Annotated in this window: 29 protein-coding genes; 9 read left to right on the top strand and 20 right to left on the bottom strand. The window is 66.9% G+C overall.

Annotated features, from left to right (window positions below; translation table 11 throughout):
* Positions 1-13 precede the first annotated feature (13 nt).
* Entirely contained in the window at positions 14-211 is a 198-nt protein-coding gene (locus tag BN976_RS33610; RefSeq protein ID WP_145977968.1) for a hypothetical protein, read from the top strand.
* A 121-nt stretch (positions 212-332) separates the two neighbouring features.
* Here BN976_RS33610 and BN976_RS17580 read toward each other — a convergent pair whose 3' ends face one another.
* Positions 333-1,322, bottom strand: a complete 990-nt coding sequence (locus BN976_RS17580) for an IS481 family transposase (RefSeq protein WP_036373165.1) — start codon at positions 1,320-1,322, stop codon at positions 333-335.
* A 189-nt stretch (positions 1,323-1,511) separates the two neighbouring features.
* On the opposite strand from BN976_RS17580, the gene BN976_RS33850 reads away from it, so the two are divergent.
* Positions 1,512-1,688, top strand: a complete 177-nt coding sequence (locus BN976_RS33850) for a hypothetical protein (protein WP_158498030.1) — start codon at positions 1,512-1,514, stop codon at positions 1,686-1,688.
* Positions 1,689-1,817: 129 nt separating this feature from the next.
* On the opposite strand, the gene BN976_RS32130 is transcribed toward BN976_RS33850, so the two are convergent.
* From BN976_RS32130 to BN976_RS33845, 4 genes are all read right to left on the bottom strand, one after another.
* Entirely contained in the window at positions 1,818-2,576 is a 759-nt protein-coding gene (locus BN976_RS32130) for a hypothetical protein (RefSeq protein WP_051558481.1), read from the bottom strand.
* A 35-nt stretch (positions 2,577-2,611) separates the two neighbouring features.
* Positions 2,612-5,188, bottom strand: coding sequence for a DEAD/DEAH box helicase (locus BN976_RS17570; RefSeq protein ID WP_051558480.1), 2,577 nt, complete (start codon positions 5,186-5,188; stop codon positions 2,612-2,614).
* Positions 5,185-5,853, bottom strand: a complete 669-nt coding sequence (locus tag BN976_RS32730) for a helicase associated domain-containing protein (protein WP_158498029.1) — start codon at positions 5,851-5,853, stop codon at positions 5,185-5,187. The genes BN976_RS17570 and BN976_RS32730 overlap by 4 nt, the downstream gene beginning before the upstream one ends.
* Positions 5,854-5,917: 64 nt before the next feature.
* On the bottom strand, positions 5,918-6,478 hold the full coding sequence (locus BN976_RS33845) for a hypothetical protein (protein WP_158498028.1): 561 nt from the start codon (positions 6,476-6,478) through the stop codon (positions 5,918-5,920).
* A gap of 786 nt (positions 6,479-7,264) precedes the next feature.
* Between BN976_RS33845 and BN976_RS17550 the strand changes: the two genes are divergently transcribed.
* The gene (locus tag BN976_RS17550) at positions 7,265-7,459 is read left to right on the top strand and encodes a hypothetical protein (protein ID WP_036372534.1); all 195 of its coding nucleotides are present in this window, start codon (positions 7,265-7,267) and stop codon (positions 7,457-7,459) included.
* Position 7,460: 1 nt separating this feature from the next.
* On the top strand, positions 7,461-7,619 hold the full coding sequence (locus BN976_RS33840; RefSeq protein WP_158498027.1) for a hypothetical protein: 159 nt from the start codon (positions 7,461-7,463) through the stop codon (positions 7,617-7,619).
* A 28-nt stretch (positions 7,620-7,647) separates the two neighbouring features.
* Here BN976_RS33840 and BN976_RS17545 read toward each other — a convergent pair whose 3' ends face one another.
* From BN976_RS17545 to BN976_RS17500, 12 genes are all read right to left on the bottom strand, one after another.
* The gene (locus BN976_RS17545) at positions 7,648-8,046 is read right to left on the bottom strand and encodes a hypothetical protein (RefSeq protein ID WP_051558478.1); all 399 of its coding nucleotides are present in this window, start codon (positions 8,044-8,046) and stop codon (positions 7,648-7,650) included.
* A 52-nt stretch (positions 8,047-8,098) separates the two neighbouring features.
* A complete protein-coding gene (locus tag BN976_RS17540; RefSeq protein ID WP_036372532.1) occupies positions 8,099-8,311 on the bottom strand; it encodes a hypothetical protein in 213 nt (70 codons plus the stop codon).
* Complete coding sequence (locus BN976_RS32125; protein WP_051558477.1) at positions 8,311-8,643, bottom strand: hypothetical protein; 333 nt, start codon at positions 8,641-8,643, stop codon at positions 8,311-8,313. The genes BN976_RS17540 and BN976_RS32125 overlap by 1 nt, the downstream gene beginning before the upstream one ends.
* The gene (locus BN976_RS32120; RefSeq protein ID WP_051558476.1) at positions 8,643-8,861 is read right to left on the bottom strand and encodes a hypothetical protein; all 219 of its coding nucleotides are present in this window, start codon (positions 8,859-8,861) and stop codon (positions 8,643-8,645) included. Before BN976_RS32120 ends, BN976_RS32125 begins: the two co-directional genes overlap by 1 nt.
* A gap of 15 nt (positions 8,862-8,876) precedes the next feature.
* Entirely contained in the window at positions 8,877-9,116 is a 240-nt protein-coding gene (locus tag BN976_RS17530) for a hypothetical protein (RefSeq protein ID WP_036372526.1), read from the bottom strand.
* A complete protein-coding gene (locus BN976_RS17525) occupies positions 9,113-9,547 on the bottom strand; it encodes a hypothetical protein (RefSeq protein ID WP_145977967.1) in 435 nt (144 codons plus the stop codon). Before BN976_RS17525 ends, BN976_RS17530 begins: the two co-directional genes overlap by 4 nt.
* 109 nt (positions 9,548-9,656) lie before the next feature.
* Positions 9,657-9,830: a hypothetical protein gene (locus BN976_RS33835; RefSeq protein ID WP_158498026.1), complete on the bottom strand. Its 174-nt coding sequence runs from the start codon at positions 9,828-9,830 to the stop codon at positions 9,657-9,659.
* Positions 9,831-9,834: 4 nt separating this feature from the next.
* Complete coding sequence (locus BN976_RS17520; RefSeq protein ID WP_036372521.1) at positions 9,835-10,260, bottom strand: hypothetical protein; 426 nt, start codon at positions 10,258-10,260, stop codon at positions 9,835-9,837.
* On the bottom strand, positions 10,257-10,454 hold the full coding sequence (locus tag BN976_RS17515) for a hypothetical protein (protein ID WP_145977966.1): 198 nt from the start codon (positions 10,452-10,454) through the stop codon (positions 10,257-10,259). Before BN976_RS17515 ends, BN976_RS17520 begins: the two co-directional genes overlap by 4 nt.
* Positions 10,439-10,981, bottom strand: a complete 543-nt coding sequence (locus BN976_RS17510) for a DUF262 domain-containing protein (protein ID WP_036372517.1) — start codon at positions 10,979-10,981, stop codon at positions 10,439-10,441. Before BN976_RS17510 ends, BN976_RS17515 begins: the two co-directional genes overlap by 16 nt.
* Positions 10,978-11,355 (bottom strand): hypothetical protein, encoded by a 378-nt coding sequence (locus BN976_RS17505; RefSeq protein WP_036372515.1) that lies wholly within the window; start codon positions 11,353-11,355, stop codon positions 10,978-10,980. Before BN976_RS17505 ends, BN976_RS17510 begins: the two co-directional genes overlap by 4 nt.
* Entirely contained in the window at positions 11,352-11,699 is a 348-nt protein-coding gene (locus tag BN976_RS17500; RefSeq protein WP_051558475.1) for a hypothetical protein, read from the bottom strand. Before BN976_RS17500 ends, BN976_RS17505 begins: the two co-directional genes overlap by 4 nt.
* A gap of 129 nt (positions 11,700-11,828) precedes the next feature.
* Between BN976_RS17500 and BN976_RS17495 the strand changes: the two genes are divergently transcribed.
* Positions 11,829-12,401, top strand: a complete 573-nt coding sequence (locus BN976_RS17495; protein WP_036372511.1) for a 5' nucleotidase, NT5C type — start codon at positions 11,829-11,831, stop codon at positions 12,399-12,401.
* A gap of 69 nt (positions 12,402-12,470) precedes the next feature.
* On the opposite strand, the gene BN976_RS17490 is transcribed toward BN976_RS17495, so the two are convergent.
* On the bottom strand, positions 12,471-12,809 hold the full coding sequence (locus BN976_RS17490; RefSeq protein WP_051558474.1) for a DUF732 domain-containing protein: 339 nt from the start codon (positions 12,807-12,809) through the stop codon (positions 12,471-12,473).
* A gap of 577 nt (positions 12,810-13,386) precedes the next feature.
* On the opposite strand from BN976_RS17490, the gene BN976_RS34430 reads away from it, so the two are divergent.
* Genes BN976_RS34430 through BN976_RS17475 form a run of 3 tightly spaced genes read left to right on the top strand, consistent with a single transcriptional unit; the run spans position 13,387 to position 15,406 of the window.
* Positions 13,387-14,031, top strand: a complete 645-nt coding sequence (locus BN976_RS34430) for a molecular chaperone DnaJ (RefSeq protein WP_235622071.1) — start codon at positions 13,387-13,389, stop codon at positions 14,029-14,031.
* Positions 14,028-14,939 carry a tRNA(His) guanylyltransferase Thg1 family protein gene (locus tag BN976_RS17480; protein WP_084182323.1) on the top strand — a complete coding sequence of 304 codons (912 nt, stop codon included), beginning with the start codon at positions 14,028-14,030 and terminating at the stop codon, positions 14,937-14,939. Before BN976_RS34430 ends, BN976_RS17480 begins: the two co-directional genes overlap by 4 nt.
* Complete coding sequence (locus tag BN976_RS17475) at positions 14,936-15,406, top strand: hypothetical protein (protein ID WP_051558473.1); 471 nt, start codon at positions 14,936-14,938, stop codon at positions 15,404-15,406. Before BN976_RS17480 ends, BN976_RS17475 begins: the two co-directional genes overlap by 4 nt.
* 410 nt (positions 15,407-15,816) lie before the next feature.
* Here the strand turns inward: BN976_RS17475 and BN976_RS17470 are convergent, their stop codons facing one another.
* Together BN976_RS17470 and BN976_RS34425 are read right to left on the bottom strand one after the other, a co-directional pair.
* The gene (locus BN976_RS17470; RefSeq protein WP_036372504.1) at positions 15,817-16,419 is read right to left on the bottom strand and encodes a hypothetical protein; all 603 of its coding nucleotides are present in this window, start codon (positions 16,417-16,419) and stop codon (positions 15,817-15,819) included.
* Positions 16,416-17,246 (bottom strand): chymotrypsin family serine protease, encoded by an 831-nt coding sequence (locus BN976_RS34425; RefSeq protein ID WP_235622070.1) that lies wholly within the window; start codon positions 17,244-17,246, stop codon positions 16,416-16,418. The genes BN976_RS17470 and BN976_RS34425 overlap by 4 nt, the downstream gene beginning before the upstream one ends.
* Positions 17,247-17,411: 165 nt before the next feature.
* On the opposite strand from BN976_RS34425, the gene BN976_RS17460 reads away from it, so the two are divergent.
* Positions 17,412-18,488, top strand: coding sequence for a transglycosylase SLT domain-containing protein (locus tag BN976_RS17460; protein WP_235622069.1), 1,077 nt, complete (start codon positions 17,412-17,414; stop codon positions 18,486-18,488).
* Position 18,489 lies beyond the last annotated feature (1 nt).

The raw sequence follows: 18,489 nt of genomic DNA, 5'->3' as shown, positions 1-18,489 counted from the left end.
TGGAGACTTTGCCATGTCCGCAGGGCTTTCAACCGCTTTCGCTCCGGCCGATGAAGCCTCGATACTTCAACTGGGTTCCGATTCCGCGGGCAGCATCTCCATCGCGGAGTGCCGTGAAGGCGGCGGAGACGTCGAGTACAACCCGGGCGGTAACCCGCGCCACTGCAAGGGTGGGATCCACGACGGGAAGCCCTTGCAGTACGGCGACTGATACCCGAAGCGAGACGACAGTGCCCCGCTACTCGGCGGGGCACTGTCGGTTTCGACACCTGGCCGAAAGCGGCGCGATCAGGTGTGCAGCAGCCGAAGCACGCGGTCCCACTCCGCGTGCACTAGCTGTACTGACCTGAGAGGTTAGGTACGCGGCTGGCAGGTGGTTGACCGCCGAGTGCGGTGTGGCCGCGGTGGTGATTGTAGGTGTGGAGCCAGCGGGGGTATTCGGCGCAGCGTTCAGCGTCGCTGGTGTAGAGCCGTGCGTAGGCCCATTCATCGGCCAGGGTGCGGTGAAAGCGTTCAACCTTGCCGTTGGTCTGGGGCCGGTAGGGGCGGGTGCGGCGGTGCTCGATATCACCGAGTGCGTCCCGGAAGGCGTGTGATCTGTAGCAGGATCCGTTGTCGGTCAACACTTTCTGTACGGGTATGCCACATTCGGTGAACCAAGCTTGGGCGCGGGCCCAGAACGCGGCCGCGGTCTCCTTGCGTTCATCGGCAAGCAGCTCGCTGTAGGCCAGTCGTGAGTGTGCATCGATGGCGGTGTGCAGAAAGTGATGCCCGCGTAGCGGATGGCTGTACTTGCTGCGCTGCCCGGAGCTTTTGTCGGCTTGCGCGTTGCGGGTGCCCTTCGCGCGACCCAGCATCCGCCAGCCCCCGCCGGCGGGGATCTTGCCAAGCTTTTTGACATCAACGTGGACCAGCTCGCCCACAGCCGAGGTCTCGATGCGGCGAATGATCCGGCCGGTAGAGCGGTCCAGCCAGCGCAGCCGAGCCACGCCGTAGCGGGTCAGCACCCGGTGAACGGTCGAGGGATGAATGCCCAACAAGTACCCGATTTGGGCTGGGCCCCACCGTCGGATCACCCGAACCTTGATGATGCGGCGTTCGGTGCGGGTCGGTGTCTGGTTAGGGCTTCGATGTGGTCGTGAGCTGCGATCGGCCATGCCGGCTTCACCCAGTTCGCGGTAGCGGCCGGCCCAGCGTGCAGCCGTACTCACCGCGACTTGAAAGCGTTCAGCAGCTCGACGCAACGGCCAGCCATCCTCGACCACGCAACGAGCCAGGCGCAGACGACCGGTTTCTGACAACGGGGCATTACGGTGGGACACGAAGACCTCCGAGGTGGTTGATGCGTTCCTAGACAGCTCGCACTTCACTCGGAGGTCTTCTTCATGTCACCACGCCACGCCGTACTTAACGTCCGTGGTCAGTACAACTAGCCGCGGAACTCGCAAGCGACAAAGTACGGCCTGTACGAGATCAGCATTCACCCACTGTTGAACATCCGCAGCTGTTCCGTGAGCAAGAACCGCGCTGTAGGCGACGACGACGACGTCTTCCTCTACGCCGAGGTCGAACACTGTGCGCCCGCGCCACGCGATACGCGTGGGGAGTTCGATCGAACCGCTGCTCGGACCATCGAGTTCGTCGAGGCGGTCCGGTACGGCAAACGGGCGGTACAGCCAAGCAGGTAGCACGCGCGTTGTCGCACTGTGCGCACCATTACCTCCACCCCACGAGCGTTGGTCCAGTTTATCGCTGTCACGTCCTCGCTGTGTGGCCGCTTGCGCCAGCCCGTCCTTGACCGCCCCCACCGTCCCGCACTAGGGCATCCGTCGAGGCTGCAGTGTCCGCGCGGTTCCTCCAGCCCGCCGCCGATACACCTCCGCGCTGAACTCCCCGAGCCAGCCGACGAAGCTCGCCGCGGGGAACCGGGCGCCCTCCCCCGTCGTGTGCTCGTCGCCAAAACGCACGCTCCACCAGTACCTGTCGAGATGCACGATCGCGGTCAGCGACATCTCCTCGGCAGCCCAGTACAGCGAGAGCGCATCCGCACCGTCGGGCGCCACCGTCGGCGGCACCACCACGTCGACCAGGATCTGACGGAGCAGCGTCCGGGTACGGTCCGCGACCACATCCGACACCTCACCGTCCGCTGCGAATTCGTCGACGGCGGCCAGCGACGGCACCAGAGCCTCGGCACTGAGCACGTGAGCACGGGTGCCCATCAGGTTCGCCGGCAGCGGCGAGTTCCACTCGCCGGCCCGAACGCGATACTCGTGGCGGCCACCGCGCGTCGCGGAATGCCACAGCCGCATCTGCACGTAGAACGAGTTCTCCAAGGCGCCGATGATCGACTCGTTGCCCGACCAGCCCCCGGTGGCCAGCACGATTGAGATCTCACTACCGTCGTCGGTCGGCGCGACGTGCATGACCCCGTATGGGCTCCACAGCATCCGCACCAGCGCGAACAGCTCCGCGTGCGTGCCGGTGAAGCCGGTGATCAGATCCAGCGCCGCATCGGTCGGATAACCGTCATCCCACAATTCGTCACGGGTGTACGGAACGGGCGGGGGCTGCACTGGCCCAGATGCCGGACCGTGCTGCGAGTCGCCGGTCATTTCGCCGAGGCGTCCCAGACCCAGCCGGGGAGCGCTTCGAGACGGGCCATCCGGTCCGCGGAGAGCTTGTTGTTGCGGTACGCGGCGCGCTGCGTGCAGGCCCACGTTCCGAGGTTAAAACCGTCACTGGTGACGTGACGCGCAGGGACGCGGGCGTTTCCGTGTTTCGTAACGTAGGTAATGACATCGGAGAACCCCTGCTCCCACTGATCGGTGAGCTGATCCCATGACCAGCCCGGCAACACCTCCAGTCGCGCGAACCGATCTGCAGACAACTTCCCCGAACAGTAAGCGCGGCGCTGGTGGACTGCCCACGACCCAAGGTTGAAACCGTCACTGGTGACGTGACTTTTCGGGACTCGCGCGTTTCCATGTTTTTCGACGTAGCTGCTCAAAACGGCGAAACCGTGCTCCCACCGCTCGTCGACCGGATGCCAAAACCAGCCGGGCAACGCTTCCAGTCGCGCGAACCGATCTGCAGACAACGTCCCCGACCGGTAAGCGCGGCGCTGGTGGACTGCCCACGACCCAAGGTTGAAACCGTCACTGGTGACGTGACTTTTCGGGACTCGCGCGTTTCCATGTTTTTCGACGTAGCTGCTCAAAACGGCGAAACGGTGCTCCCACTTCACATCGACCGGAGCGTATGACCATCCAGGTAGCGCTTCCAGTCGCGCGGACCGATCGGTGGACAGCTTCCCCGAAAGGAAAACCTGACGCTGGTTACTCACCCACGCGCCGAGGTTGAAACCATCACCGGTGACGTGGCGATTGTGGACACGGGCGTTTCCGTGTTCCGAGATGTAGGCGGTCAACACTGCGAAAGCCCGCTCCCACTGATCGGTGAGCTGATCCCATGACCAGCCCGGCAACACCTCCAGTCGCGCGGACCGATCTGCAGACAACTTCCCCGAACAGTAAGCCTGACGCTGCATAGCCACCCAGATTCCGGAACGAAAACCATCCACGGTGACATGGTCACGGGGAACCCGTACGTCGCCGTTCTTCGCGACGTACCTGCACAGCTCCACGTAACCACGCTCCCACGCCCGGTCAAAATCATTCAGCAGCATCCGCAGTCCGAAACCGTTGTGCAGCAGTTCCGGTGAGACGGTGAGGCTGATCAGCTGCCGGGCCTGGTCCAGTTCGTCGGAGGTGGGCCGGTCCCCGTCGCCCGCGTCGCCGCTGCGGTCACGGTCGCGGGCCAGGGTGCGGGCGGCTTCGGCGATGCGCGGGTCGTGGTCGCCGAGGGCGGCGATGACCTGGCGGACTTTGGCGAAACCGGCTTCGGCGATCGCGGTTTCGACGTCCTGGCCGTCGCCGGTGCGCACCGCGAGCACGATCAGCGCCGGATCGTCGGTGCGCGGATTCTTGCGGATGGCGCGCCCGACACACTGCACGACGTCGATCTGGGAGCTGCGCGGTTCCCCGAACAGCACACCGTCGAGGACCGGGACGTCGATGCCTTCGGTGAGGCAGCGTGCGTTGGACACCAGGTGGAACCCGTCGTCGTGCACGGCCGCCAAGCGGGACAGCGATGCGGCGCGATCGGCGAGTTTCATGTCGCCGTCGATGTGTTCGGCGGTGCCGCCGGCCAGCAGCATCGACCTGGCGGCGTGCACTATCTGGAACGCTTTCACGAACGCCCTGCTCGCTGCCTTGCTGTTGAAGTAGGCGATCACCGAATGCAGACCGTTACTGCGGGCCGCTTTCGACAGCGCGATGATTGAGGCGACGTGGTCGGCTTTAAGTTCGTGTCCGTCGACCATGATGGTGTCGAGCACTTGGGCCGCGCTAGACAGCTCGGCGTCCGAGACGCCGATGACGGCGACCTGGTACTGGCTCAGGATGGCGCGTTCGACGGCCTCGGCGACCGACAAGGTGTACACCTGCGGCCCGTAGACGTTCTCGTCGTCCATCGACATCAGCAGCGTCTCGCCGCCCGTGTAGGACGCCTTGGGCGCGACGGTGTGCACGCGCGGGGTGGCGGTCAGGAACAGACGGCGGTCCCCTGGAACGTGCTCGTCGCGCAGGACGCGGCCGAACGCCTTGCCGGCTGCTCCGGCGGTCCGGTGGGCCTCGTCGCAGACGATCACGTTCCAGTCGGGTGCACCGTCGCGGTGGGCGTCGACGATCGCCCCGAGGCTCTGGTAGGTGGCGAACACGATGCGGGTGCCAGCGCCGGCCAGGAATGCGGCCACTGCATCTGGATCGGTGGTGGCGCGCAGCGACAGCTCATCGACATCAGCGTCGGACTCCACCCCGACGGCGCGGCGTTCCACCGCCGAGAGCTTCGAGCAGACCGCCAAGGCGTCGAAGTCGAACGGGGCATCCGCGAGCCACGCGGCGTAGGTCTGCTCCAGCAGGGTCAGCGTCGGCACCAGGAGCAGAACCCGTCCCGGCGTGCCGGCGAGCAGCTTGGCCACCGCGTGCATGCCGGTCAGGGTCTTGCCGGTGCCGCACGCCATGATCACCTGCTGGCGGGCCAGTGAGGTGTCGACGGCGTTGACGGCGTCGCGCTGGTGCGGACGCAGGTCACGGGGCGGTGGGTTGAGCAGTTCGGCGGATGTCATGCGGATTCCCCTGTCTCGGTCGGTGATTCGCAGGTGCGGCGCAGCGCCACCAGCTGCTGGTATCGGCCCAGCGGTATACGACCGGAGTTGATCTCCAGCGCCTGGCGGTGCCCCCAGTCGCCGAGGCGGAATCCGTCGGCGGTGACGTGGTCACGTGGAACGTCGGTGCGACCATGCTCGGCGGCGTACCGGCGCAGTGCTTCGAATCCGGCCTCCCAGGTGGACTGCCGGTACGACCACACCCATCCCGGGAGCGCTTCCAGTCGGGCGATCCGTTCTGCAGTCAGTGCACCGCGGCGGTAGGCGACGCGCTGTGCACCCACCCAGGCGCCGAGCGGGTGTCCGTCCCCAGACACCGCAGCGGTGGGGATCTCCTGGTCGGTATCCAGGTGTGTGGCTACGGCGCGGTACATCTCGTCCCACCGCTGGCTGTGCGGTTCCCAGACCCACCCGGGCAACAGTTCCAGGCGCTCGATCTGATCGGCGCCCAGTGTCGATTCGCGATAGGCGCGGCGCTGATTGGCCACCCACATGCCAAGGTCGAAGCCCTGGGCCGTGCGGTACCCGCGTGGGGTTCGGCTATGGCCATGGGTGGAGACGAAATCCACCAGCGCCACGTATCCCCGCCCCCACTGGCGACGGCCAGCACGATCTTCTATAGGCATGTGTGCATTATGCACGTCCCGATGCACGTGCATCGAAGTCGGTGACGACACGCCGACGCAGCCGCTAGCCGATTGTCGCCCCGGCACGGCTGAACATCGCCTTCGCGCCGGTTCCGTTGTGGGTGAAGGTAATCCCGTCCTCCGACATCTGCAGCGACCACGGTCCCGCGTTGCGCTGGGTGCCGTAGGCCAGCTCCTGTCCGTCATCGGGCACTGTCACGTCCTCATCCGGCTCCGCTGCTGCAGCGCCGACCCGCCACCGCATTGCCGTTGCGCCGGAGTCGTAGTCGCCGCGGCAGGTGATCTCCGCCGAATCGAAGCCACACACCATGCCGGCGGGAGTGCGCACCGCCCATCGCTGGGCGTCGGGGGCCGGTGTGCGCTCATACGGCCTCGGTTCACTCGGGGCGGCCGGCACACGCACGGTCGAGGTGACGGCGACCGTCACGGTGACCGTGACCGCCGGCGGTGGGTCGGCGGGCGCCTCGGCTCCCCCGCAGCCGCTCAGCGCTACGGCACCGGCGGCCGCCAAGGCAGCCGCGGCTACGCGCACCGCCCGCCCTGGCCACACAGAGATTGCCGCGACGTTCCCCGTGCCGGTGCGCGGCGGGCGACTCGACGACATGTGCGCACGCTAAGCCGGCATAGGCAGAGGCGGTCAACGCGGCGCGACCTCCACTCGGCGGTGTGCAGGGCTGTTCCTCTTTGCCGAGACCGGAGACGGCGCCGTCGATCTCGCCGCGGTGGCACCGCATCGACGTTCGCAGCGTTGCCGATCCACTGGCGCAGATCGCACTAACTTTTCCGGTTGGCGCACCGTTGACCTGCGGAAAGTGTCAGAGTTTTCGGTGATCTCGGCGTGAGCTGGACAGTTGCGTTGATGTCGCCAGAGGGGGGAGGGGGTCTGACGGTAACCGTCTCTACACGGTGGCCTATGGCGTGGCTCACAGCGGTTTATCGGCGCGGTGAATGGTGACAGTTTCTCTTACTCGTTCATGTTTTTAGTTAGTGTATCTAGTTATATGTATTTATCAGGCAATTCTACTTTTTCGCGTCCGACAATAAGACCGTTTTTGTAGCGAAAAGTGTTTCACTGAATTTCTTCATGTTTGACGACCCCCTCCCCCTTCAGGCGACATGGATGCTGCACTGCAGGTAGCGCCGTGATTGCACGCCGCGCTGACAGTTTCCGCTGTTCAAAAGTGCGTCAACCGAAAATGTTCATGCGTTCTGCGCCAGCGGTTTGGCGTCCGACAACTGTCTACGAAATCCTGTGAGCTGGGTAACAGATTCGTGACAGGTGGCGTCTCCACTGCGGAGCACACGCGGCGTACAAAGCCTCGGTGGCGTTAGCTGGGACCGGTCGCGTCGCAGGCGTTGATCGGTCCGCGGTGCTGCCACGATGCCAGCCATGCCGACCTACCGCGTGTTCCACCAAGCACTGCCGGCCAACATCAACGGAACCGCCGCGGTGCGCACCGAGGACGCTGCTGCTGCACGCGGGCGCGGTGCCCGATATGTGGCGTGGGTGCTGCACCGCCGCGGGGCCTGCAGCACGAGCCCCGAGGCGTTCGCCCCCGGCGTGACACTCGAGCAGGTGATCTGAGATGCGTTACGTGGCCACCCATCCCGACATCGCCGAGCCGGTCAGCGTCGACACCGAATGCGCCGATTCGGCTCGCGGAGCCGCGGCTGAGCGATTCGCCGAACTGCTCGGGATGGCTACCGCCGAGGTGCACCGCCACGTGCAGGTGAGCGGCGGCTGATCGATGCCGCGGCGGCAGGACCGTTCGGTCAGCGGCCCTGCCGGTACAGCACCACCGCGGTGACGGGATCACCGACAGGTGCCGGCCGCTGCGGATCCTGCATCTGCGCCCAGCCGCTGACGCCGCGACCGGCCACCTCAGCTGCCGCGTCGGCTGGTAACAGGAACGATCCCATGTGCGTGGGCAGACCAGCCAGTTCCTGCACCTCGGTGACGCGGACTCCCGCACCGGTGTATCCGCCCTCGTAACCGTCGGTCAGCAGCGGCGTGGCCCGCGGCACGTGCTGTAGAGGGTCCAGCAGCTCGCCGACGGTGGAGACCGGGCCGGTGGGGATCTCGGCTGTGCTCTCGTCCGAGCAGCGGATCCAGGTCAGCCCCGCCTCGTCGACAGGCACGGCTTCGATGATGTGCGGCGGGTCGTCGGTCACGGTGCCAGTCTCGCGCGGTGCACGGTCGGAGTACAGCGGACCGCCGTGCGCGTCAGGTGCCGAGTCTGCAGCTGCGGCACACCAGGTCGGGCTCCTCGTCCCCGCCGCGTGCGACCCAGGTGTCGGTCCCACCGCAGCGGGGACACTCGTCGCCGTCGTGCACCGGATTCTGGGCGACCAGCTGGTGATAGACCTCGACCTGGGATCGGCCGGTGCGCCGGGCGATCGGGTAGGCGGCGGTCCAGCATGCCTCGCAGGCGGCCATCAGCCGTGATCCATGTACCGGCGCTGCCGCCGCACCTGTGCCGGTGTCAGCTCCCGACCCTCCTGGCGGGCCAGGACCGGGCACCACGTCTCGTGTCGGACGCTGATGTGGCGCGATCTCCCGCTGATCGATGGTGGGATGGTCGTGTCGGACGGGCAGGAGAAACAGAGGTTGCGGGCAACCACGGAGGTTCCGGAATCGTCAGCGAGCTGAGCCGCCGACAGCAGCCTGTCGTAGTCGATGGCGTCGGGGTCGGGAGTGAGGACCAGTCCGCGGCCGTGGAGGCCCCGTTCGCTCGGTCCCTGGCGTCGGCCGTTGCCGTCGGTGCTCATCAGTCGCTCCCCTGTTCTGTTGCGCGGTGTTCGGTCTCCCAGACGATCATCAGCCGGCGCGTGTGCCAGATCCTGACCGTGGAGCGGTGTTTGGCGGTCTGTTCGGCGAGGAAGTGCCACAGCTGCGCCGCTGATTCGGTGGTGTGGTGCTGAAAGCCTGTGAGCTGGTTATCGGTGCGCCACCAGCGCGGCAACGGTCCGGTCAGTCTGCCGCGCACGAAAACCCTCCCCGCTCAAACACGTTCGACACCGATGGCGGGTACCCGCAGCGCGACGTCGCGTGACACGGCGCGGTCGATGGAGCGTACGAACCCTCCCGACCAGGTGCCGGTCTCGTAGAGCCACCAGACGGTGCCGACCGGGTACGTGCACCCGGCAGCGATCCAGACATCGCCGCGGTGGTGATTCGCCTCTGCACTGGTCGCCTCGACCGTGCCGGTCGGCAGGGGCGTTGCCTGTTCGACGCCGTTCATCGGCCGGTGGTCTCCTCGGGGTCGGTTGTCAGCGTTTTCTGGCCATGGGCCGCGCGGTCACCGCCGCAGTTGCACGGATCGGCGAAGCAGTGGCACGACTTGTCGGCGAAGCCGTAGCAGCAGGAGCAGTCGCAGCCAGCAGGGCATCGCGGGGTGTTGTAGTCGCCGGCGGCACGCGGCGGCGCAAACTCGGCCCGCTGCACCAGCTCGATTGCCGCGATCTGTAGCGCAGCGACGTACGCGTCGATCACATGGGCCGCGGTGAACTCGATGTAGACCGGGCGCTTGTCGAGCGGTTCCAACTTGCCGCAGGAGCACAGGAGTGCGCCGGGGTAATGCGGAACCTGGCGCGGTTGATGTGCCGCGGCGACGGAATCGCGGATCGCCTGCGTGTCCATCAGCAGCTCCCGTCGCAGGTGCAGGCCCAGCACGCTGGACATGGGTCGATTGGCCCGCCGGGTGCGGCGCAGTTTCCGGTGGTGAGTCCGTCTGAATCCACGGGCCCGCTGAGGCATTCGGGACACGCGGTGTCGGTGGCGGTCATCGGGTGAGCACCGCCTGGATCAGTTTCTTGCCGGTCGGGCCGCCGGATGCGACCACCTGACCGCGCCGGTTGCAGATGAGCCACCCGCGGAATCCGTTGCGACGCAGCGTCCACCACTTATCGCCGTCGGACACCTCGAAATAGCCTTCGCTGATCTGCACAACTCTCATGAGGTCACACGTCCCCCGCTGCTGCTCTGCCCACCGCCACGGCTGCCAGAAGGACCAGGGCGTCTCGTTCGACGTCATCGAGTGCGTAGTCGCGTTCGTGGTCGTCGCGGATCTCGATGCGTCCGGTGTCGGGGCGATACTGCACGTCGCCGATCGGCCCGTCGAACCGCTGCTCGCTGCTGGCGGTCCACACGCTGCCGACGGCCCCGATCATGTCCGGCACAGGCAGCGGTCCGACCAGCCTGCAGTCGTGCGCCCGCAGGTCCGCCAGTACGGCCGCTGCCAGAGACTCCGCCTTGTGCGAGGTAATCGGTGCGCCAGCCTGGTGCGCATTTCTCCAGAGAATGTCGGCGAGCACGACGGCCGGCTCTGCTGTTTTGTCCAGTTTCGCTGCGGTTTCGGTGTCCCCCGGCCGCGTCGAATCGGTCACGGTGCATACACCGGTTCAAGCGTCATCTGCCCGTCGGGTGCGGCGAATGTGTAGGCGTACGCGCCCTCGCTTCGGTCGCGTACAGGAGCCAGGACGTGGCGTTCGCACACCGACTGACCGTTGACGATGAATTCCGCGCGCTGCTTCCCCGCGCCGGTGACCAGGCATTCAATGCAGTTCAGTTTCGCTCGCATGGCGCCCATCCGTTGTCGTCGTCTGCCTCGCCCTGCGCGAGACCGCCGAAGTTGAGCAGATCGAACAGTTCGCGTTCCGCGTCGAGGGTGGCGAACTGGCCTTCGGTGACCGCGATCGGCGTGTTACGCAGGCGGCGCTGCTGAGTGACGGTCAGGTCCGCGAAGCGCACCTCGCCGTCCGCACCGTCGGCGAACCACCCGGCGGGGACGTTGAACTCGCTGTTCAGGAACCTGCGCAGGGCGGTGATGCGCTGCTTTCCGTCGACGACGGCGTAGCTCCAGCAGCGGTCGCGGGAGTATCCGGGGTGGCTGAACTCGGCGCCGAATCGGTCGTTGAGCATGATCGCCGGCACGGGGATGCCCATGAGCAGTGACTTGATCAGGTTCTGCTGTCGTCGCAGGCCCCACACGACGCCGCGCTGGTAGGGCTGGTCGAGGTCGAACCGCGGCGCATCGGAGGTGTCGCAGAAGAACTCGGCGGGCCGCGCGGTGCTGGTGACGCGGTACTGGCGCAGGACGGCGCTCACTGATCAGTCCCGTCATGAGAAGTGGTCCAGGCGGTGATGTAGGCGGTGCCCACCGGGAGGCCCTCGTCGTGAGCCGCTTTCGCAGCCTGGTTGCGGTCGTCGAAGGTCTCAGAGAAGCGCGGTGTGCACGTGCCGTCCTCGGCAACGATCACCGGTGCGTGGATCGCCGCTGCGCCGAGTGCCGCGGCGATCTCTTTGGCACGGTGCAGCTCGTGGTCCTCGCGGACGTAGAACCAGCCGCAGACGCATTCGATGACGTCGCCTTCGGGGTGCGCGTCGAGGTGCGCGACACCGTGTTTGGCGCCGACGGCGGCGATGGCGGCGACGAGGTCCGCACGTGAGGTGTCCAGGACCGGCAGGGCGGGGGCGCTCATCGGGCCGTTCCGGTCTGGCGTCCAAGTCCGGCGGCCAGGGCATCGCTGGTGATCTGGTCCCATCCGAGCCGCGCGACTGCCCAGGCAGTTTCGCCGACCACCACGACATCACCGACCGACAGGCTGCGGTTGCGCTCATCGCGGTAACGCCGTGCCCAGTCCGCGGCGGGTGCGTCGATGTTGAGCTGTTCGAAGACAGAGGAGAGCAACCGGTTCAGCTCCGTGGCGGTTGCCGGTGCGTCCACGTCGAATCGAACGGCCTCGCGAAGCTGGGCGGTGGCGGCGTCGAATGGGCCGAAGAAATCGGTCTTGTCATTGAGGTAAACGGTCACGGTGGCGGTCACAGTCAGCCCTTTCCGGTCGGCTATGATTCTCTAAAACAGAGAATACACACGGCGGGCGACAAATGCGCAAGCCGCGCTGTCGGACCGCCCGGCAACGATGAGCCACACCCGGCCCAGAAGGAGAATCCCGTGCCCACCGAGAAGCTGCACATTGGCCTCGACGTCGATGGCGTCCTGGCTGACTACATGGGCGCAGCTGCGCAGATGGGCCGCATCCACGGGCACCAGATCGCCGACGCCGCACCCCTGACGTACGGACTGGTGGAGCCGGGATGGTTCCCCAACGCCGCGACGGCAGCTGCGGTCATGCGAGCGGTGCACCTCGACGGGCTCGAGAAGTTGACGCTGTTCGATTCCACCGCCCCCGCTGCGGTCGCCCACCTGCGCACTGCGGGGCACCGCGTCACGATCGTCACCGCACGAGACCCCGAGCCAGACGGACGGTCCGGCCTGTCGCAGTGGCTGCACCAGCACGGGATCGGTTTCGACGAGCTGCATTTCGAAGCGGTGAAGAGCCGGTCCGGCTGCGACGTCTACCTCGATGACGCCCCGCACAACATCGCCGAGATCCGCGCCGCAGGACGTCACGGCGTGGTGCGCGACACCACCTACAACCGCCATGTGGACGGGCCCCGGGTGACGTCGCTGGCGGAGTTCGCCGCGATGGTGCGCGCCGGCCGGTTTGTGCGCAGCGCTGCCTGAACGCTGACAGCACAACGCCGGGTACGCAACTGCATCCCCGGCGTTGTCACGTCCCGTGTTGTGTGTGGGTCAGCCGGGGGCCTGTGTACACAGGATGCCGCGCGCTGCACCGACGAGTGCTGCGGCCTGCTGGGGGCTGGCGCCGTAGGGCGCGATCACCGAGGCGACCGCCGCGTCGTGGCCCTGGCGCGTGTAGAGGACCCGGCAGGCCTGCATGCCCGCCATCAGGATGTTGTCGTCGCCGCCCGGGAAACCTGCGTTGCGCGCCTGGTTGATGAAATTCTGCTGCTCACCCGTGATCGGGATGGGCCACGCCGAGGCGGGAGCTGCCGTGACGGTCAGCGCGGCGGCGCCGGCGAGTGCGGCCGCGGCGGTACGTACGAGCATCTGGGATCGGATACGGGACATGGCGTTCTCTTCTCTCGTGACGGTTGGCGGCGCCGTAGCGGCACCAGGGGTCGCATCTTGCGCCCTAAACGGCCCGCGCCCTTCCCGAGCCGCGACATCAGCGTTTCGGCGTGCCGAACCGGACCACATCAGGAGGACGTGACAGTCATTCTGGAGAACTCCGGAGGAGGTTTTCTTTTGTATCGGAAGCCTTCGGGGGTGGATGGACCCTGTGGGTGACCCCAAAGACCCCAAAGACCCCAAAGACCCCAAAGACCCCAAAGACCCCATTTTTGCATCGTCTCAGGTCAGGGCACTTTTCCGAGTGACCCCACGGTGGAACCCCAGAGGCCCATTCGAGTGACCCCGTCAGCAACAGCGTCCGGAGCGGTCACCGGATCCGCGCCCCGCGACTCGCCTCAGACGACTCCGCTCACCGCCCGGCTGGTGACTCGCGCCCCGTTTGCCGATCCGTCCGCAGTTCAGATGCGGTGGTCTCAGATGCGGTCGTCGTAGCTGATTCCGCCACCAGGCATCACCTGCCCACCGCTTGTGAGATATTCTCTGTTTTAGAGAACCCTGCAAAGGAGCAAAAGCCGTGAGTCGATACCCCGACGGAATGGTTCTGCGTCCCAGCCAGAGCTGGCCAGGCCCGTTCCCGACCGAGCACGTGCGCTCACCGTTTTCGGCACCGCTGTCGACGACGCTGAGCGAACTCGACCGCGAGCTGTGGTACCTGGGCACCGGCAGCCGCAACGCGCCGTCGGTGCTGGCGATGGCACTCAGCGAAGGTGACTTCCGCAAGGTCGATGGTCTGCCGCGGGCCAACGCACGTCCCGATCACCCCGGCGTGGTGCTCTACATCGAGTCGATGGTGGGGCCGCTGTCCTACCCATGCGCCAAGTTCGACAGCTGGACCGACAACCTGCGGGCGATCACGCTCGGACTCAACGGCTTGCGTCGCCTGGAGCGCTACGGGATCACCTCGGCCAACGAGCAGTACGCGGGATGGAAGGCGCTTCCGGCAGCCGGGGCAGTCGCGGCCACCGGCGCCGAGGACGCGGAGGCACTGCTGCGGCGGGTGTCGGGACTGGCCGACGAAACCGATCTGAACCGGGTGTATCGCGTGGCCCGAGCCAACGCCCATCCCGATCGCGTCGCCAACACCGGCGAGAACGCGAAGATGTGGACCGAAATTGTCGCGGCTGGCGAACTGCTGCGGCGCCTTGGGAAGATCCGGTGAACGACAGTCTCGGCGGGCGGATGAAGCAGTACGAGGCCGCCTCCGCTCACACGCTGATGCCGCGCACACCGGTGATGATCCGTGTCGACGGCCGCGCGTTCCACACGTTCACGCGCGAGTGCCAGCGGCCGTTCGATCGCGACATCATCCGCGCCATGGTCATCGCGGCGCAGTACACCGCCGCGGACATGGCTGGATTCCGGCTGGCCTACGTGCAGTCCGATGAGGCGACGTTCCTGATCGACGATCTGTCATCGCTGCAGTCGCAGCCCTGGTTCGGCAACAAAGTGCACAAGCTGGTGTCGCTGTCGGCATCGCTGTTCACCGCCGCGTTCAACAAAGCCTGGCCCGGCACGGAGCTGGCGACGTTCGATTCACGGGCATTCTCGATCCCGCGCGAGGACGCACCGAATGCGTTCGTGTGGCGCCAGCGTGACTGGGAACGCAACAGCCTCCAGATGCTGGCCCAGTCGCATTTCACTCACGCGCAGCTGCAGGGAAAGAGCCACACCGAGATCCACGACATGCTGCACACCCGCGGAGTGAACTGGACACGGCTGACCGACCAGATGAAGAGCGGCACATTCGTGCTGCCTGGCGGAGACCTGCGCCACGACCGCATCGATTACGCGCAGGTGGACGCCTGGATCCGCGAGGCACAGAACACCGCTGACGAGACGATCGCAGAACCCGCCCCGTTTCAGATCACCCACCGTCCCTGTCCGTTCTGCTCTGTCCCGCTGACCGTGCACGCGGCGCTCGCCAATTACCAGTGCCGCAACCCGCAGTGCGCACACAACGGGACATTCATCTGCCTGCCGATACGCCGGGGGCGGCTGTACGCAGACCGGTGGGAGGCCATCGAAGACACTCGCTCGCCGGCAACGACCAACGGAGACACCCAGTGAGCACCTATCATCCCGGCACCGACATCGACGCGGCGCAGACCGCAATGGCGACCGAGCTGCGGGTGCCGCTGCTGAACTCGGCATATCCCCGGTGGCACTACGTCACCGGCATCGTGGTGAACGACACTCCCTACCTGGACCCGGGACTCGTGCCGACCGACGACGAGGTGCGCATGGTGGCCGCCCACCTCGACGACTACTGCACGTACTGGTACCGCCCCAGTTACCGCAGTCGGATGCGCGAGTTCGCGCCGTACGACATCGACGGCGGGGCCAATCTCGGCTTCTATCGCAAGCGCGGCGAGAACGACTGGTGCTACCGCAAGCGGACCTGGCAGCAGGGGCCCAGCTGGTGGCCGGCACCGCTGCTGCCGCCGATGACGCTGGCGGAGGTCATCGCCCACAACGGCGGTGACAGCCTGCGTGAACGGGCAGATAAGCGCCGCGGCGAAACAAAACTCAGGTGAGCGTTCAGGCAGCGCACGACGGTGCCGCCGTGACGACGGTGGTCACGCCACAGACTGTGCACGGTCAGCCTGCACCGCGTGATCCCCTCTGCCCCGCATGCGATCTCGACCTGCACACCTGCCCCGGATGCGGCGACTGGCTGCATCACGGAACGGCGTGTTGCGCGCTCTGTGTGCAGGAGGTCCGCCGCGGTGTGCGCTGATCGTGGTGCGCCGATCGCAGTCTTGACCCGTACCGGTGACTACACCTGGACACTCACCGGCGACGATGGGAGCTTCATCGCCGCTCTGGGCAGCGGCGCCGAACGTGTTCTGGATTGCGCGTCCGACCTGCTGCCGTTCCGGCGCCGTCGGGGTTGTGGCGGCCGATGGTTCCCTGCGGGGGATGAAGTCTTCGAGTTCCGCGCTGTTCAGGGCAGCAGTTCGCGCCAGCGGTCCGGTTCGGCGCTGCGGGTGTGGCGGTAGATCACCGCTCGGGTGACGTCGAGTTCGCGGGCCACCCATACCAGAGGTACCAGCGAGGCAGTCGCAGCGGCGATCAGGCTCACCTGCGCGCCGCAGTGATCGAGGCGGTTCTCCCGCGCAGCGTCCAGTGCCGCATCGGTTCCGGCGCCGACCAGCCACGCTTGGTCCATAGTGTCGGGATCGGCGGCCCACAGCGCACCGACGACATCAGCTGCGGCTTCGACCAGTTCCTCGGCGGTGCGGTGACCCGGGTGCAGCAGCCAGCGCTCCAGTGCCAGCACCAGTTTCGCCCGAGGATCGTCGTCACCGGCAGCACCAAGGACGTCTGCGACCAGCGTGCACAGCGGCCCGCAGCGGGCCCGCGCCTGTGCACCGTCGCCACTGGCAGCCGCGCCGATCAGCGGATAGATGGTGCGCGAGGATTGCGACCGCACCGGATCGGCCAGCGCAGCGGCGACTGTCAGCGCGGTGGTCGCAGCGTGGGCAGCGGTGTCGTACAGCTGCTGTGCCCCGTGCGCGCTCAGGTGGCGCTGGGCAGTGGCGGTCACTGGGCGGCCTGTTCGACGATGGCACGCAGCTTGAGTCGGTCCAGCACCGGTGCCAGGTAGGTCGCGTAGTTCTGATCGACCGCCGGGCCGCCGGCGAGGGTACCGACTGCCATGGCGTCCCCGTCGGCGTTGACCACGAAAACCGGTGCACCCGAGTCGCCTTTGACGGCGGCGCCTCCCCACAGCAGTTCGTCGCTGCCGGCGGCGATCAGCGGGCCGCAGGTTATGCCCGATCGCGAACCGTGCATGCAGATCGGGGTTCCGGGTTCCAGCGTCTGCGCCTGGTCGACGGTGAGTACCCCGCGCAGGTGCACGCCGTCGGCGACGTCGGTGCCGAATCCGCTGGACTGCTGGTCGGGCGAGAGGAAGAACAGCGCCGCGTCATAGGAGCGACCGCCATCATCGGCGCCACGCTCGGCGTTCTGGAGCGGTAGCAGGGACATCCGTTGTTGCCCGTGCGTGTCGGTGTACATCCACAGCGGTGAGCCCTCATCCTGATCGCAGTGTCCCGCGGTGAGATAGCCAATGTCGCGGCGCACGCTCATCACCGCCCATCCGGCGGTGCACAGCGAGGCGGTCCCGTCGGGCGCCGGCTGCAGGATGCTGACTCCGGGTGCGGGTTCCGACGCCGCGGTGAAGTCCGCGATATGCCCGGTGCCGTACACCCCCGCGATGGCTACCCATGGACCAACTGCACCGGCATCGATCGGTGCAGCGACAGCTGTCGGGGTGCCAGTCAGTGTGATCGCGGCTGCTGACGCCGCACAGGCGGCGGTCGTGGCACAAGCACGAGTGAGCCTGCGGCGCCGGTGCTTTCTGGCTGTCATGGCGGGCAGCATACCTACGGGTGCATAAACCTCTACGTGCATCGCGCGAGGCATCGGTATCGGCATTGCGTTCGCGCCGCGACCGTGTCTGCGATGAGCTTCGGTCTAGTTTCTGCCGCACACGCCTGCGCCGACGGGCGACTGAAACACAGGGAGTCCGAACCTATGTCTGCTGGCACACGACTGGCTCTGTCAGGGTTGGCCGCTGCGGCGGCAGCTGCGGCCCTGACTGCCCTGGCCGAAGGGACCGCAGCGGCGGAAACCTCTGCCCCGGCCCCCGTTCCGGTCACCGACACCGCTGTCTTTCCCGCGGCTCCAGTGGCGCTGCACGGCCAGTTCGCCGGCGCGGCGCCGGGCCCAGCACAGCTGGTAGGTCCAGTTCCGCCCGCTCCCCCGGCGCTGATGGCAGCCGCATTGACTGTGCCGCCACTCGCACCGATTCCCGCACAGCCGACTGCCCCCGTGCCCGCGGCGTTGCCCGTTGCCGGACCAGCCCCGGAGTCGTTCGGGGCGCCCGCGCCGGACATGGTCATGGCCGAACCGCAGCGGCCGGTCGTGCTCGTACCGGTCCCGGCCGACACGACCACCGTGCCGACACTGCTCTCGGCGACGGTGCCTGCCGGCGCGCTACCCGGCATCGATGCGCCGCTCGCTGCACCCGTGGTAGTCCCCGATCCCGCAGCGATCCCCGGGGCGGTCGTCGTACCGGCAGCGATCCCCGGCCCGGCTCCGTCGAGGGCGCTGGTGCTGACACCCGGACCCGTGCCGGCTCCGACACTGCTGGTGCATCCGCTGGTGGCCGAGGCCGCGGTGGACAAGTCCGCGATCATTTATGACGCACACCCCGTGGAGCAGGTGACCGATACCGACATCCACGCCGGCCTGCTCTCGGCGGGGGTCAGCCCCGATCTGCTGGGTACGTTCGTCGAGGCGACTCGCGTCATCATCGGCGGCGAGTCGGGTGGCTCGACCAACGCGGTGAACCGGTGGGACTCCAATGCCCGCGGCGCCGCGCAGGCCGACGGCGCTCCGGGAAACAGCAGCCGCGGTCTGATGCAGACGATTCCGGGCACGTTCGCCGCCTATCACGCACCGGGGACGTCGCTGTCGATCTATGACCCGCACGCCAACATCGCCGCAGCGTGGCGCTACATCAACTCGCGCTACAAGGTGGATCTGCACACCGGCAGTGGGCTCGATGCGTTCATGGGACGCGGCACCGGCCGCGGTGTGGGGTACTGAC

Origin of the sequence: Mycolicibacterium austroafricanum, assembly GCF_000612725.1 — a bacterium.
Taxonomy (GTDB): domain Bacteria; phylum Actinomycetota; class Actinomycetes; order Mycobacteriales; family Mycobacteriaceae; genus Mycobacterium; species Mycobacterium austroafricanum.
This window is presented reverse-complemented; position numbering and strand designations above follow the sequence as displayed.

What these genes read in the sequence shown, in the direction of transcription:
- BN976_RS17505 (WP_036372515.1), bottom strand. Translation starts at nt 11,355, where the DNA reads ATGAGCGCCCCCGCCCTGCCGGTCCTGGACACCTCACGTGCGGACCTC.
- BN976_RS34425 (WP_235622070.1), bottom strand. Translation starts at nt 17,246, where the DNA reads ATGACAGCCAGAAAGCACCGGCGCCGCAGGCTCACTCGTGCTTGTGCC.
- BN976_RS33835 (WP_158498026.1), bottom strand. Translation starts at nt 9,830, where the DNA reads ATGAGAGTTGTGCAGATCAGCGAAGGCTATTTCGAGGTGTCCGACGGC.
- BN976_RS17490 (WP_051558474.1), bottom strand. Translation starts at nt 12,809, where the DNA reads ATGTCCCGTATCCGATCCCAGATGCTCGTACGTACCGCCGCGGCCGCA.
- BN976_RS17540 (WP_036372532.1), bottom strand. Translation starts at nt 8,311, where the DNA reads ATGGCCGCCTGCGAGGCATGCTGGACCGCCGCCTACCCGATCGCCCGG.
- BN976_RS17570 (WP_051558480.1), bottom strand. Translation starts at nt 5,188, where the DNA reads ATGACATCCGCCGAACTGCTCAACCCACCGCCCCGTGACCTGCGTCCG.
- BN976_RS17550 (WP_036372534.1), top strand. Translation starts at nt 7,265, where the DNA reads ATGCCGACCTACCGCGTGTTCCACCAAGCACTGCCGGCCAACATCAAC.
- BN976_RS17530 (WP_036372526.1), bottom strand. Translation starts at nt 9,116, where the DNA reads ATGAACGGCGTCGAACAGGCAACGCCCCTGCCGACCGGCACGGTCGAG.
- BN976_RS17460 (WP_235622069.1), top strand. Translation starts at nt 17,412, where the DNA reads ATGTCTGCTGGCACACGACTGGCTCTGTCAGGGTTGGCCGCTGCGGCG.
- BN976_RS17515 (WP_145977966.1), bottom strand. Translation starts at nt 10,454, where the DNA reads ATGCGAGCGAAACTGAACTGCATTGAATGCCTGGTCACCGGCGCGGGG.
- BN976_RS33845 (WP_158498028.1), bottom strand. Translation starts at nt 6,478, where the DNA reads ATGTCGTCGAGTCGCCCGCCGCGCACCGGCACGGGGAACGTCGCGGCA.
- BN976_RS32125 (WP_051558477.1), bottom strand. Translation starts at nt 8,643, where the DNA reads ATGAGCACCGACGGCAACGGCCGACGCCAGGGACCGAGCGAACGGGGC.
- BN976_RS33610 (WP_145977968.1), top strand. Translation starts at nt 14, where the DNA reads ATGTCCGCAGGGCTTTCAACCGCTTTCGCTCCGGCCGATGAAGCCTCG.
- BN976_RS33840 (WP_158498027.1), top strand. Translation starts at nt 7,461, where the DNA reads ATGCGTTACGTGGCCACCCATCCCGACATCGCCGAGCCGGTCAGCGTC.
- BN976_RS32730 (WP_158498029.1), bottom strand. Translation starts at nt 5,853, where the DNA reads ATGCCTATAGAAGATCGTGCTGGCCGTCGCCAGTGGGGGCGGGGATAC.